Origin of the sequence: Pseudomonas sp. (assembly GCF_048265905.1) — a bacterium.
Classification (GTDB): domain Bacteria; phylum Pseudomonadota; class Gammaproteobacteria; order Pseudomonadales; family Pseudomonadaceae; genus Aquipseudomonas.
The window spans coordinates 127,066-140,522 of sequence record NZ_JBLXAP010000003.1 but is presented as its reverse complement, the minus strand read 5'-3'; the positions used below and the strand labels follow the sequence as shown (position 1 = coordinate 140,522).

The 13,457-nt window shown below is 48.7% G+C and carries 13 protein-coding genes; 9 read left to right on the top strand and 4 right to left on the bottom strand.

Features of this window, described 5'->3' with window-relative positions; genetic code table 11:
• The first annotated feature begins 96 nt into the window (after positions 1 to 96).
• The 9 genes from ACN0UH_RS06150 (at position 97) to ACN0UH_RS06110 (ending at position 10,103) form a co-directional block, all read left to right on the top strand.
• Positions 97 to 957, top strand: coding sequence for a hypothetical protein (locus ACN0UH_RS06150; protein WP_417661234.1), 861 nt, complete (start codon positions 97 to 99; stop codon positions 955 to 957).
• 504 nt (positions 958 to 1,461) lie between these two features.
• Positions 1,462 to 2,175, top strand: coding sequence for a hypothetical protein (locus ACN0UH_RS06145; protein ID WP_417661233.1), 714 nt, complete (start codon positions 1,462 to 1,464; stop codon positions 2,173 to 2,175).
• 186 nt (positions 2,176 to 2,361) lie between these two features.
• A complete protein-coding gene (locus ACN0UH_RS06140) occupies positions 2,362 to 5,589 on the top strand; it encodes a hypothetical protein (protein WP_417661232.1) in 3,228 nt (1,075 codons plus the stop codon).
• A gap of 539 nt (positions 5,590 to 6,128) precedes the next feature.
• Positions 6,129 to 6,827, top strand: a complete 699-nt coding sequence (locus ACN0UH_RS06135) for a hypothetical protein (RefSeq protein WP_417661231.1) — start codon at positions 6,129 to 6,131, stop codon at positions 6,825 to 6,827.
• 77 nt (positions 6,828 to 6,904) lie between these two features.
• Positions 6,905 to 7,351, top strand: a complete 447-nt coding sequence (locus tag ACN0UH_RS06130) for a hypothetical protein (protein ID WP_417661230.1) — start codon at positions 6,905 to 6,907, stop codon at positions 7,349 to 7,351.
• Positions 7,352 to 7,461: 110 nt separating this feature from the next.
• Positions 7,462 to 7,773 carry a hypothetical protein gene (locus ACN0UH_RS06125; RefSeq protein ID WP_417661229.1) on the top strand — a complete coding sequence of 104 codons (312 nt, stop codon included), beginning with the start codon at positions 7,462 to 7,464 and terminating at the stop codon, positions 7,771 to 7,773.
• Positions 7,763 to 8,461: a hypothetical protein gene (locus ACN0UH_RS06120; protein ID WP_417661228.1), complete on the top strand. Its 699-nt coding sequence runs from the start codon at positions 7,763 to 7,765 to the stop codon at positions 8,459 to 8,461. The genes ACN0UH_RS06125 and ACN0UH_RS06120 overlap by 11 nt, the downstream gene beginning before the upstream one ends.
• A gap of 153 nt (positions 8,462 to 8,614) precedes the next feature.
• Complete coding sequence (locus ACN0UH_RS06115) at positions 8,615 to 9,478, top strand: hypothetical protein (RefSeq protein WP_417661227.1); 864 nt, start codon at positions 8,615 to 8,617, stop codon at positions 9,476 to 9,478.
• A gap of 100 nt (positions 9,479 to 9,578) precedes the next feature.
• The gene (locus ACN0UH_RS06110; RefSeq protein WP_417661226.1) at positions 9,579 to 10,103 is read left to right on the top strand and encodes a hypothetical protein; all 525 of its coding nucleotides are present in this window, start codon (positions 9,579 to 9,581) and stop codon (positions 10,101 to 10,103) included.
• A gap of 219 nt (positions 10,104 to 10,322) precedes the next feature.
• On the opposite strand, the gene ACN0UH_RS06105 is transcribed toward ACN0UH_RS06110, so the two are convergent.
• The 4 genes from ACN0UH_RS06105 to ACN0UH_RS06090 form a co-directional block, all read right to left on the bottom strand.
• Positions 10,323 to 10,619: a LasR-specific antiactivator QslA gene (locus ACN0UH_RS06105; protein ID WP_417661225.1), complete on the bottom strand. Its 297-nt coding sequence runs from the start codon at positions 10,617 to 10,619 to the stop codon at positions 10,323 to 10,325.
• Complete coding sequence (locus ACN0UH_RS06100; protein WP_417661224.1) at positions 10,616 to 10,885, bottom strand: hypothetical protein; 270 nt, start codon at positions 10,883 to 10,885, stop codon at positions 10,616 to 10,618. Before ACN0UH_RS06100 ends, ACN0UH_RS06105 begins: the two co-directional genes overlap by 4 nt.
• An 835-nt stretch (positions 10,886 to 11,720) precedes the next feature.
• Positions 11,721 to 13,037: a type II toxin-antitoxin system HipA family toxin gene (locus ACN0UH_RS06095; RefSeq protein WP_417661223.1), complete on the bottom strand. Its 1,317-nt coding sequence runs from the start codon at positions 13,035 to 13,037 to the stop codon at positions 11,721 to 11,723.
• Positions 13,027 to 13,359, bottom strand: coding sequence for a helix-turn-helix transcriptional regulator (locus ACN0UH_RS06090; RefSeq protein WP_417661222.1), 333 nt, complete (start codon positions 13,357 to 13,359; stop codon positions 13,027 to 13,029). Before ACN0UH_RS06090 ends, ACN0UH_RS06095 begins: the two co-directional genes overlap by 11 nt.
• Positions 13,360 to 13,457 lie beyond the last annotated feature (98 nt).

Below are 13,457 nucleotides of genomic sequence, written 5' to 3'. Positions count from 1 at the left end.
GGATAGCCGCTTCGAGCAATCGAAGTCATAGCGGGTTGTTTATTTATAAAAATTAAGTGTACTAATACCCCTCTCACTAGAGCAGGTAACTAGAATATGGACTTTCGATTCAGCCAAACATTTGGGCACCTTCAACAAGAGGGGTATTTAGTAAAAAGTTCTCTACTCTCGGGGTTTGACCATCTATTAAAGGCAAATTTTTCAGACGACGCTTATGGGCATTTCTACTCTGCGTTTTTTCACCTTTCAATTGGCATTGAAAGAATATTAAAACTTGCAGTAATTACCAGTCACATGATCGAAAACGATTTTAAGCCGCTAACAGATGCGCAACTAAAAGCTGACTTCGGCCACAAAATAAACAAACTATATGGACACACAATCAAAATAGCCAACAAGCATTCTCTCGAAAAATATATAAGTCCAGAAAGCGAAAGCGTAGACTTTGAGCTTCTTGAGTTCCTAACAGACTTCGCTAATCAGGCCCGATATTACAACCTGTCAATGGTAAGCACCCCCGCAGCAAAAGAAAGTCCTTTAGCCCGCTGGTATGGCTTAGCCATGCGAGTACTAGAGGATGAATATTCGTTTTCAAAAATGTGCAAAGACGCCAACAAACTATTCTATGAGCCAGAACAAAACATGATGGCGGGCTACACCTACGAAAGAGATTTCGAAGGCCATCCCATGACCTATTACGACGTAACGCTAAGGTTTCGCCGCACCGCAAAGAGTGCTCCATATATGGTTTGGAGGCTAATCAAACTACTTAAGCCGGTATATGAAGCGCACCATGATATAAGCATGACAGCGCACGAAATAGAGGCTGCACATCAACAAGACCAAAAAAGTCGCCCAAGGCTACCAACCATTCCCTACATGTATGAATTCTTTCCCTTCTTGCTCGCAACAAGGGCGGATTCTATTAGGAGAAAACGGTGGTTACCTTTGTTCTAGCGCGCCCTAAACATCCACGTCGTAATGAGGCAAGTCCGGCGCCGTTCCGGTGATCTGGATGTCAGCGATATAAGCCTTGCTGTTAACCGGAACATCGGTGCCGAGAATGTTGATGCGGTCACCACTGTAACTCCACCTCGTTAATACCCGCCGCAGCATTGATGAACTTCACGGTGGCCACCGTGCGAGCGCCACCAGGCAAAAGGCTGATGAGTCGCTTCCAAGCGATTTACGGTAGCCATCAGTAATGCCGCTCCAGTTTCACTGCTTGTTTAACAGTGGCAGCCCCCGTGATTCGTTTTGCAGCAAGTGATTGTCTGCCTCCAGAGGCCGGCACTGCGGGCATTGCTCCTATTTGAGCATTTGTGACAGCATCGCCCGTAACTTCAAGAGCTTCCTTCTATCGCCATGGGGCTATTAATCTCCCATAGACGGGGACGAAGGCTTGCCAGGGACTGAGCTGAGGTGTAGCCAGGCCAGCATTACACAAGGATAGTTTTGGTTATGTCGTACATTAACTTGCCCAGTGATCAGCAAACTGCGATTAGCGACGTCGACGAGGCGGTGCTTTGGGCAGCAGTACACAAGTGCCTAGATGAAGAGCGCGTTGGCCCGATTCATGGCCTTGGCCTCAGTAACTGTGGGCCCTACGTAGCTACCAAGCTCCATGGTTTCCAACAAGCGATTGCTGAGTACAGCAAGGCTAAGGTCCATGCGAAGCGCGAGCGCACTCGCCAGGATGCGCTGCATGCCGGCAGTGACCTCATTCACGCTGTGCAGCAAATGAAAGGGCGGCTCGAAACTGAGCGCCAAGAGGGGAAGCTGTTTTTCATTGATGACCAGATCATGCCGCCTTTCCACCTCAGCAAGCGGCTATCTGTGCGAGTGCCGTTCCGCTGGCGGGCCTCCCAGGCCTCGGATTGGAAGCACGGGCAAGTAACTTTCGTCTACGATTTTTCCCCTCAGCCCAGCTGTACCCTGCCGCAGTCCAAACGCAAACCCAGCGCGGCCCAGGTAGCAAGAGATCTCGAAGATTGCCTGCTCCGAGAATGGGAGCGCTTGAAAGCTCAGGCGCTCTTCTCTGTGAGAGAGTTCTTCCGCGATGGCGGTGACGGTGATGCTGTGCCTGAGGTGTTCGCGGTGAGGCTTAGTCCCTACGGCGGAGGCCTGAATAATTTCAGCTGCAATTTTTGGCAGCCGGAGAGGCCGGCCCTATAAATTCGGCAAGCCATCAGCCTCGGGGCCTATAGCTGGTGTAAAGGATCTTCCGCTCACCCAGTCTGAGCGGGCGTCCCGTAGCATCGTGAACCGCAGACCATCACGATAACGTCGAGCCTTTATTGACTCAGGGCCAAAGTGTTGGTCGTAGCCGGGCGATATTATTGATCATTTCAGGAGTGGATGATGGAAGAGGAACAATCGGCTACCAAGATCGCTGGCCCTAAGCCGCAAGACTTCTTGCGTGCGAGACGTCCGGAGCAGTTCTCGGATTCTGTGAAGCTACAAGAATCGACTATCGACCGCTCCATGCTGGAGTATCACTTCGATACTCTGAACAATCGAAGCCAAGAGCTTGAGTTCGAGATATTCGTACGCAAGCTTTGCGAGCGAGAAATCTGCCCCAACCTGGTTCCCCAAACCGGGCCTACAGCAGGTGGCGACGGTAAAACTGATACCGAGACGTATCCTGTCTCGAGCCAAATTGCCTTTTTCTGGGGCCTAAACGAGGCCCCGGAGTCCGAACGATGGGCATTCGGTGTCAGCACCCAGAAAGACTGGAAGACAAAATGCGCGAAGGATGTCGAGAGCATCATGTCCACCGGGCGTGGGTACGCTCGTATCTTCTGTGTCTCCAGCCGGTTCATCAAGAACAGCCAGAGGGCGCAGCTTCAGGACGACCTTTCGAAAAAGTATTGCGTCAAGGTGACCATCTACGATCGAACGTGGCTGCTTGATAAAACATTGCATCCCAAGAATCAGCACCTTGCTATCGATCACCTCGGTCTCACAGGCAGCATTGAGAGCAAGATTCAGATCGGCCCATTCGACGCTGACAAGCAGATCCAGCTAGTAGAGATCGAAGGCCAGATCGACCAGATTGAAGATCCAGGCCGTTTGAACCTCTCACAGGTCGACCTCTACATCAAGCGTGCCATCATCTACAAAGAGCTGGAACGGGATGCTGTTGCTGTGGAGCAGCATTTCAATATTGCTGTGCGGACAGCGAAAAAATTTGGTACCCCGAGACAGCATTTCGATGCCCTTTATCAGCTGACATGGGCCGCGTACTGGTGGTTGGAAAATGCCGAACTCTTTGAGGAAACCTTTGAGAAGGCACTCGGCGTGGCCAAAGAGACCGATAACGTAGAGGTATGGGAGAAAGTCGTAACGTTGTTCAATCTAGTGGTCACCACTCATCGAGACGGAAAGTGCACCCTAGATGTGGGTTCCCTAGAGGCCACCATACGCGAGAAGTTGAATTCGATAGCAGACGACGCGGATATGATCAGCGGTGCATTACAAGCCAAGACTTCTCTGGCTCTTCTGGACTTGTTGGCTATCGAAAATGAGGAGCAAGCCAATAAAATCTTCAGGTCTTTGGGCTCAATCGCTGATAGCGCTCATAAGCTGATTGGTTACCCTATGGCTCGCCTCGTTAACTTGCTGGAAGCTCTCGATACGGCCTTCGGAGATCTCAAGGCCTATGAAGATTTGATGGATAAGCTCATTGATGATGCCGGTGCACGGGAGAATAGCCGGATAAAGGCGGATAAGTACCTGAGGCGAGGAGCGCTGAGTAGCGACAAAAAGGATTACTACAGGGCGATCAAGTGCTTCGGATTGTCCCTTTCTGGGCTCTATAACAGCGAAAGCAAGACGGAAATTTTCACTGCCCTTTATATGTTGTCCCATGCATACGAGAGGCAAGGCCTGCTATGGGCTGCGCGAGGAGCTGCGCTGATGGCAGCTTATATTGTCACCGCTGACGCGCTGAAGGAGCAGCGAAGCAGTGCTAAGCAGGCTGGTATTTACCAACGACTCATGTGGATTGAGGGTCAGCTGGGTCGCTTGGGCCAGTCATTGACCTGGTATCACCTAGCTCAACTGATCTCTCAAACGCTGGATGAAAATCCGTGGACAGAAAATCAGAAAATGAATTACGAGGTTTTGGTTGGTAAGCTTTTTCTCAATGCTAATTTTTCAGATATTGAAAAACTAGCTTGGCTGCCGGACAAGCTGAATCAGTTGGATCTAGGGCTCAGTGCTGATGCGCTATTAGTTTGCTTAGGCCATGAAGATAAAGCGGGGCCTGAGGGTGAGCCAATTGACCTTCATTTTATGAACATGTGGCGCAGTATTGATATGGGAGCTCCCGTGGCCCCGCTCGACCTCTATCTAGAGCGCTGGACTTCCATAAGCTCCTACATCCTGGGTTGTAAGGTGTCCGTATCCTTCCCAGTAAAATCCCCTTGCATCGAACTAGCGCAGCAATTGCTAGCTGTACTGGAAAGCTTCTGCGCACCGATGATGGCAGACCATGCAGTGGCTACCCTGCCCGCCGTGAATATTGATATCTTATTGGAAGATGAGGATGACTTCATACTACAGCACAGTTTTGATACCGCTGCGCAGGTGACTTGTGCGGAGATCCTCTGCTCTCCGTTCAGTATTGCCAATTTAACCGACGAGCAAAGAAGTAGAATTCAGAGTTTCTATAGTGAATTCTGCCTTCACTTTGTCTCCATCGTTTGCCCTCAAATTGGCTGGTCGAAATTGGAAGATATGCTTCGAGACGATAAGGCCTTGGAGCGCGCAGTTATCTTCAACTCTAATGTTGGCTTGGATAGCTATTTCATAGGGTGTGATGCAGTGCCAGGTATTACTTCTCACAATGATGCGGCCTTCGAGTTGTACAAGCCAACACGAGAAGCCACTTGGTTTGACTATCACAACATAAAACCTATGGATTGGAGCCCTAAACCGGATGCGCGCGAAGAGCGTCCAAAACATCCATTTCAGTTTTCTACAATGAAACATAGAGAACTTGAAGTGGTTTCTCTCATTCAGGCGAGTCTATGGAATCAAGCCGGTTGGAATAGCTTAGGCTTCCAAACATGCGAAGGCGAAACTCCTTTGCTGATGTTTGGCTTCGAACACGCCGCTGTGGGGAATAAAATATTCGAAAACATCGCAAAAACTATAGGAGACAAAGATCCCAATAATATTTTACGCATCGCATTGATACGTGGTATTTGCAGGCAGAGTCCTGCGCATTATCGCGTGGTTGTTACAAGCAATATTGATCGGTCTGATGGCGGCTCTTCGAAAGTTCTAACAGCCCTTTCTAGAATCCATACTATGACGCCAAGCTCTTCTGTAAACGTTGACAGATTTTTAAAAGACTATGAGGTGCACAAGAAGTGTCATGTTGCTACGGTGAATGCCGAAGGAAAGCTCATTAGCCATTTATTAACCTCTGGGGTTGTTGTCATGCATGCTTGGGAGATCGATGAGAACGACTTGGAGATTTCAGCTATCAAGCCTGACGACGATGTTCTTATTCCGGTAGGTATCGAAAATCCTCCAATCAGCCGTGCATTGGCGAAGATTCGTTCATTTGAAGCCAGATAAGGGTTAGTAATCTGCCCAGGCGTCCCATCAACGGCGCCTGGGGTGCTTTGTGTCTTTGCGACGAACGACGCATTTGGTTCGAGCATCCGCTTCTGGCCTGTTTCCGCCTGTGGCCAGCCGGCTGCAATAGGCAAATAGCGGTCATCGAGTGCCTACAAGAAGGCCGGTGGTAATTCACTGATCCAGAGAAGTCGAACCCTCTGTATCTTCACGCATTATGCCGCTAAGCTTTGTTATGCCGGGCTAACACTCACTTGATTTGATCGGCTTTTGCTCGCTGCAATTTCAACACTTTTTTGACACGTTAACTAGACAGCATTGAAGCCGATCAGTAGCGTCTAGCCATCACTGCATCTTGGCTGATCTTGACTGTGGTTTTCCATGTCGTTTTTTTGCCTACCTGAGTCGCGTTCTTCATTAGTGCATCTTTGCAAATCAAGGGATTACAGCATGACAACGGACGTTATCAGCCCCTTCAAGGTACGTTACCCGACAGCAATGTCGTCTAATTAATAGTTAGCCGCATAAGGAGAGCGACCGTGAAATTCCCTTCCTCACCGCCGCCCCATATCATTGAAAATGCGCATAAGCGTCTTGCTCAAGAAATGGGAAGAACCGCCCGATGGCTTACAACAGAAAATCTGAGTGAGCTTAGACATTTTCTCGAAACGCTAGAAAATTTTATTACGCAAGAAGAAAGGAAAGAAATTGAGGCTCTTGAGCCGCACGCTACTAGCGAGGGCTTCTGGGAGTATTATTACCCATATCAGTGGCAGCAAATAATTGGAGACCAACTAAGAAAGTCTTTCATTGTATCCCTAATGTCCTCGGCAGAATTTCATCTAAATTTACTGTGCCGCGACGTAGCAATCATTGCAAAAGCCAGCATCACACATGAAGATCTTAAAGGTTCAACAATAGCTCGGGCTAGGAAATTTCTTGACGCCTTTTCAGGGTTCACAGCACCGAAAGAGGCTTTATGGGAGCTAATTTCTGACATATATACTTTGCGAAATAGCATTGTCCATAACTCCGCCATAATCGACACCAACGACAGAAATTCAAAAAGAATCACCGCCCTAATGGGGCGAGCGCCCGGGCTTTCAAACCCATCAGCAGGTGTATTGGAGATCAGGCCTGATTTTTGCCATCACGCATTAAGCTCAGTAGAAGACTTCTTCGCTCAACTACATGAACAATTTGTTATCTTCTGCCAGCAACACATTGAAAACGGCTAACAAATGGTTCAAGTCGCTCGCTGCGCTCACTCGGGACCGGCTAAAGCCGGTCCCTTAACCAAACGTTAGGCTCATACATGTGCTACTCAAAAATATTCAACAACGCAGGTGATCACAGCGAAGACGAAAGCACATTATTTTCTCTCGCAACAGAGTTTCTTGAGGCGGCAATAACTTTGCAGGCCACGCCGCCCACTAAAATAAATTACCGTTCTGTATCCTATTACTTACTAGGTCACGCAGCAGAGCTAACCTTAAAGTCCTATCTATTTCACCAGGGCCTAAGCTCTGACGAATTAAAAAAAATTGGCCATGACCTGAAAAAACTCATCAAAAAATCAAAAGAAAAAGGCATATCAAAAAGTGCTTCTTTCGAGCAGCTAAACAAGCTGGCAAATTTGTACAAGAGAAAAGAGCTTGAATACCGCACAAAATCTTTAAAAACATTTCCCGACATCGAAGACCTAACCGCAGAAATCCAAAAATTAGGTGCAATAGTTTTCGAGGCCGCATGCCCGTGTTAACGCCTAACAATAGGTTAAAACCGTTCGCTGCGCTCACTGGGACGGTCTAAAGCACGTCCCTTAACCAAACGTTTTGCGCACAGCCATCTGCGTTAACCAAAGAGAAAAAAATGACAGAATTAAACGAAACAGAAATTGAAGCCAGTAATACTGCGAACGAAATCAATGATTTTTCATACGATGATTATTTTCACTCGAAAGAAACTTTTTTGATTTTCGTATTATTGTATGTCGATGGTGAAAAAAGAGCCGACTTCCTTGGTATTAAAGAAGAAATGTATGAATCAAAAGCCAAGGCGAAAGAATGGCGAAATTCTTTGGTTAAAGTACTTCATTCTGATCGTTGCAGGCACCTATCTGCGGATGAGGCAACAGCAAAAGTCAACGAAATCTATTCAAGGATGAAAAAGCATGCCAAATGAGGAGGAGAATAATAGTACCAGCAAGCTTCCTGTAACTTTAAAGCCGGTTGACTTTGAGTACAAAAAACCAGAAAGAAGAAACGAGTTAACTGAACCAAAAAAATACGACAAGATCGATTCGAAAATTGGTGAACTAGTAAAGCTCGGAACTAATGGTGTGACCTATGTAGATGAAGATGCTTTTCCAACAATCTTTCAAACCACTGGGCCGAAAGCTGCTTTTATATTTGAAAACCAGATTCCAGATGCAGACAAAAGGAGTTTTGATGGTAAAAATTACGCTCATAGCTCGGCGGTAGTGGGGTTGACCGATAAGAAATCTCAAGAAGTCAGAGATGCCGAAAAGCAAGCCTTACTTCAATATTCTCGGGACTCGCTCATTAGTGTGTCAGACTCCCCTGAGGCGCAGGATATGAGAAGAAAAGTTGATTCATTCACATCCAAGAACCTTCCGAAACTCCGAGGCGAACGAGGCGTGAATATAGATGAAGTAACTGGTGAAGAAAGAAAAAAAGGGTTTGCATTTCACCATGTTAATCCAAAAGAGTTGCATACAGACCCAGAGGATGTCTTAGATCCTACTAAGGGGCGGAATTTGAACCCTGAAACTCATGCGGATGTACATAGAAAGAATATCAATAATGAGGAGCAGTTTGATAAGTATCAGGCTGAAAATAAACCGAAGTAAAGCGCATAATAATTTGCTGCACACGAAAAAATACTCGCTGCGCTCGCATTTTTTCCGTGAGCAAGACGTTATACGCGCCAGTAAATAAAGGAGCTCGCCTTGGCATCTGAAATAACAAACTTAATATTTTACATAGCTGTAGTAGGCGTAATCATGAAATTTATCTCTTGGGCTTACGAGGAGAAAATAAAAGAAGCCGAAGACAAAAGACTACTACAGCTATATTTAAATCTAGATTCTGGCTCATACAAAACCATCGCGCTACGCGCGTCTCAGAGTTTAGAAAAATATATAGACGACCAACTAGACGGATCTCTAACCAGCTTTAAAGGAATTAGGTTAATATTCTATATAACTTTTATATTCTCACTCTCTGTGTTCTTGCATTTTCGGGCAATAGATACCGGCTCGCTAACCCTAGCAATTGATAACCTCGCGAACACCAGCATCGGAGTATTGTTTTTTTCACTGTTTGCAATAAATTTTATTATCGCAATAATTTCAACCAAAATTACTGAGAGCAACATCCGAAAAGCGGCATCAGCACATAGCAACAGAGTTATAGCTAAGCACTTAGCTCTCGACGCAATAGCTGCATACTTACTAATATCAGCATCAGTATATTTATCTTCCGCGCTAACTATACCAATACTAGAGCTGCACAAAACAAAAAGCCTGGAAACTGCGTACGAGACACTTCTGATTTTCGCTTCATTCGAACACTGGAACTCACTTACATGGATATTTGAAGCGCCGATGAAAATTGGAGGAATGAGCAATGTAGATTATGCCTTGATCTCATTCATTCCCACGCTGGTATTTTTAGCCATAATTTTAGCCTCACTAATCTCCTTCCTTGCTCTAAAAATTTTCAAGACACCACTCATGAACATTTCCCTACGTTATTTTGATAGCAAAGAAAAAAACATATCAACCGTGCTAGGGGCATCGTTATTAGTCGTCGCTGCCTTACTAATGTATTTCTTAAGAACATTAATCCCGGCTGGGCACGTCTAACAATGCGCTCAAATCGCTCACTTCGTTCGCTGGGACCGGCTAAAGCCGGCCCCTTAACCAAGCGTTAGGCAAAGCGCGCCACGCTGTATTAGGCTCTTAAATGAAAAGTGAAGAATTAAATAAACTTGTTTTCGGAAGCTGGCCTTTACCTGAAGAGTATTTGATTGAGCTAGGGCGAATAGTTGCCCTATGGACAGTCACAGAAAAAATACTGGGCCTATTTCTGGCTAAAATGTCAGGCTATGAGCTTAACGACCCCAGAGGCACAATACTTTTCAACAACCATACGATCCCGCAAAAAATCGATACCCTCGGCTGCTTGGTTGAACAATATATTGAAAGCCACCCAAGCCTAAAAGAATATCCTGATGCTCTATCAAAATTAAGAATCGCCCAAAAGAACAGAAACAAATACGTTCATAGCAGCCTATTTTTTGACCCCGAATCTAAAAAGATAGTGGTTTCATATGCATCAACCAGGGGGAAATTAAAGACCACGTCCGAAAACATCGAACTAATCGACCTCAAGCGAGTTGTGCTAGAAATTGCTGAGGCAAACAAAGCCCTATACAAAGTCGTGCTAAATAGAGAGATTCCACTCCCATGGGAGAAAGGGAATGCCTAACAAATGTTCAAATCGCTCGCTTCGCTCACTGGGACGGGCGAAAGCCCGCCCCTTAACCAAACGTTAGATTGAATCGCCTCTGATTTTGTGGATGCTTAATGACTGTTGCTGGCCGTTCTCGATTTATTCTAGGGCTCCTGCGTTATCGGGGCGTTCCCATAATTTGACTGCATGTGATGGTTAGCGCCAGCCGGCAAGGCCGGCTCACGAACATCCGCTTTACAGCTCCAAGGAAAGGGGGTTAGCCGACTTGCCGCAGCACCTGGGCGAGCATATGCGCTGGTGGACGCGGCTTAGGAAGCCCACTTCGAATGCTCTCCGCTCTATCGCGCAAGGTAGTAAGTCTCGCTCGGCGATCATTACTGCCCAGAGCCAGCCGCTGCGGGCGTTGTCGAGCCAGGTCTGGGCCAGCTTGACGCCCTGATTGAACGCTTCCCTGCAGTCGTCAGCCCAGGCTATCTCCACACCTGGGTGGCCATCGTGAGGTGGCAGGCATGTCATGACGCCCTTACTCATCTGGCACCTCCCCGCACTTCGGAAAGTGCACGCCGGTAGAGCACCACCAGTTCATCTAACAGATCCAAAGCTGAGTATGCTGCCACTCGGAGGCGCAGGTTCTCCGGCTGGAGGCCATTCGGCTCAGCCATTTGATCCAGTAGATTGCCAAGCATGATGGCGCGCAGCTCAGCTGCTGCCTCGACGGGAAGGGTAGAGTGCTCTGATTCGTGTAGCGGGCTTGGCCGCCGTGGGAAAGGTACAACGCAGGTTTCGAACTCAGCCATGGTGCACCTCCGAAGTAGCAGAGGTGAACAGCAAGAGTAGAAGGCCAAGGCGGAGCTCTTGGGTAAAAAAGGGGTAGCGCATTTTCCTTATGCTCCTCGGTTTGATTAAGGAGCCGCCACCATCCGTTCTGACGCAGTATGGTGGCAGACCGTACGGGGGTCAGAAACCGGTAACCGAGGGAACCGGCCAGGCAAACGCCTGCCCCGCACGGCCTGCCATAGAAAAGCGATAGCAAAACACTGGAGTGCCTGCCGCTTCGCTATGACGCTACCGCGCCCTCGATTTGTCGGGTTCTGACGCCCGGTCGCGGGATTGACCGCGACGGGCGCACTCTAGCTCGCGGGTTTCAGGATGGCAACATGTTGGGGCGTAGTTGAGAGTGCGGATTGCTGCCCAGTGTTCATGATCGGGGGGAAGGCATAGGGCTGAGCCGTTTGAAGGGGCAGACCGATGTATACTCAGGTAGCATTTTTATAAGTCTTGTATGTAGCAATGCCGCCAAAGCAGATGTCTCAGAAATCGATTTGTCTGTTGCCGCTCTCATGAATGACGGTGTTGCGCCTACAGATTTCCTAGCGCCCCTTTGGCCATAAGGGTTATGGCGACTTGTTGATGATTGAGTGGGAGTGATCCCGCGTCCGGCCTAGGCTGGTATTGATCGCTGTAAAACACCCAAAAGCCCGCGTAATTGCGGGCTTTTGGCTTTTTGGGGGCTGGCAAATTCTGGCAGCTTTGTGCATCGCCAAGTACCGTGTTGGTGTGGCTGGTGTGGCTGGTGCGGCCATGCCTTGGCCGTAATTTCAGTTCATCGTAGCGCGACTTCCTGACGCCTTTTTAGCAGAGCAACTGCACGCGTGCGGCCTCAAAGCCTTCACGTAGCTCGCTATGTTCGGCACCTAGGCCCTCGCCGCAATAGCTGTTCAAAAACTGCCTGCCGGCAAAAAGCTTCCGGTCGGTCTCGGTCAGCTTGGCTTCCTCGCAGAGCCTGTTCCATTCACTGGCAATCGTTGCGAGCTGGTCCTCAATAATGCTCTTGGCTTCTTTGTCATTGAGCAAGAAATCAGGAGCGGCCGCGAGGCAGCTATGCAGCGTGCTCATACGGTTTTCACCCTTTATCAGCATCGCCTGTGTCGCCTCGTTGCCTGTTCTCCCTTGCGGGCAGATGTCATAGGCAGGGGTCAAGGTAAGCATCTCACCGTCCCAGAAGGCAGCATGGTTGCGAGCATGGTCGTCCGTGTTGCCGCACAGGATGTTGAAAACGATCCGTCCATAAAGCTCTCGCAGTGTTCTCCTTGGTTCGGTGAAGCGGTGGCGGATGATCTCGGCAAAGTCTTCATAAGACGCATAGCGCGCCATCATTTCGTCAAGACCAAACATCGTCAGAGCTGAAACCATCGCTCTGCGCTGCCAGCCAGTCTTTGATTTGATGCGATCAAAGCGTTCGATGAGCAGCACGTCCTTGCCAGCCGCAGCGATCATCGAGACAGGGGCAACATTGAGGTCACACGCAGCTGCGAGCTTCATGGCGATAAACTCTGCCTTTACGACGCTGTAAATGTCCGTGCTTGACGAGAACTTGGCGATCATTTTGTGATCGCTGTTGTCGATTAAGGCTTTCGGGCGGGCGCCGCCGATGGACGTGCCGTGGTTCAACGCCTGGTCGAGAGCTGGCGTCAGCGGGACGCCTTTTTCGATTCGTTCGGCCGCTTCTAGTAAATCTTCATAGGATGCTTCTGCCTTGAGGCGGGGAACGTATTGCGTGGCGGAATGTTGAAAATCGAGTGCCCCGATCCGGTCCGATCCCGACTCAAGCAAATAGGTGAGTTCGGTGATGTTGCTGGCTTCAGTCTCAGCGACCTTGGCACCCACCAAGCGGTTGATGATAACCCTGCGACCCCAAGCGTCGGGCGAGCCGTCACGGATGCAGCTAGCCATTGGCAGGCCGGCGGCCGGTTCGATCAGGCCGCGGCGCAGCGGAAGTTCGGGGGCGTAGATCGGGATCGCGTCATTGCGGTGCAGATAGCTGGCGCCATAGTTGAAGTCGTAGCTATTCCCGGTTTGTGTAATGCGGCCGGCAACGACGGGTTGAGTTTCTCCCGGCAGCCAAATCCAGGCATAGGCCTCTTTGTGCTTCATAAAGTTAGAAGTCATCATCGACCTCCCGTCTACTATGGCGAACGCTTTTAGGCAGCAGTGTCAGTTTTTCTTCGAGGTGAGCGTTGTGCATCGCAAGTGTTCTGTCGTCGAAATCGAACAGACGGACGCCGACGAGTGCGGCAACCTCGAAGACGGTGCCGACTTCAGAACCAGCTTCGCCGTTTTCGATATTGCGCAGAGTCTTGCGGGTGATGCCTGCACGTTCAGACAATTCGGTAGCCGTAAGTTTGCGTTCCAGGCGGCCAGCCTTGATCAGCTTGCCGAGAACTGAAAGTGCCTGCTTGGTAACGCGCGAGTAGCTGCGTGCCCGTTTCATCACCACCTCGGCAAATTGAGTAATTTAAGACCCACTAAGATCTTTGCGATTCTTTAAGTGCTCACTATGGGCCTGTGCAGGGAAAATTTCAATATTAT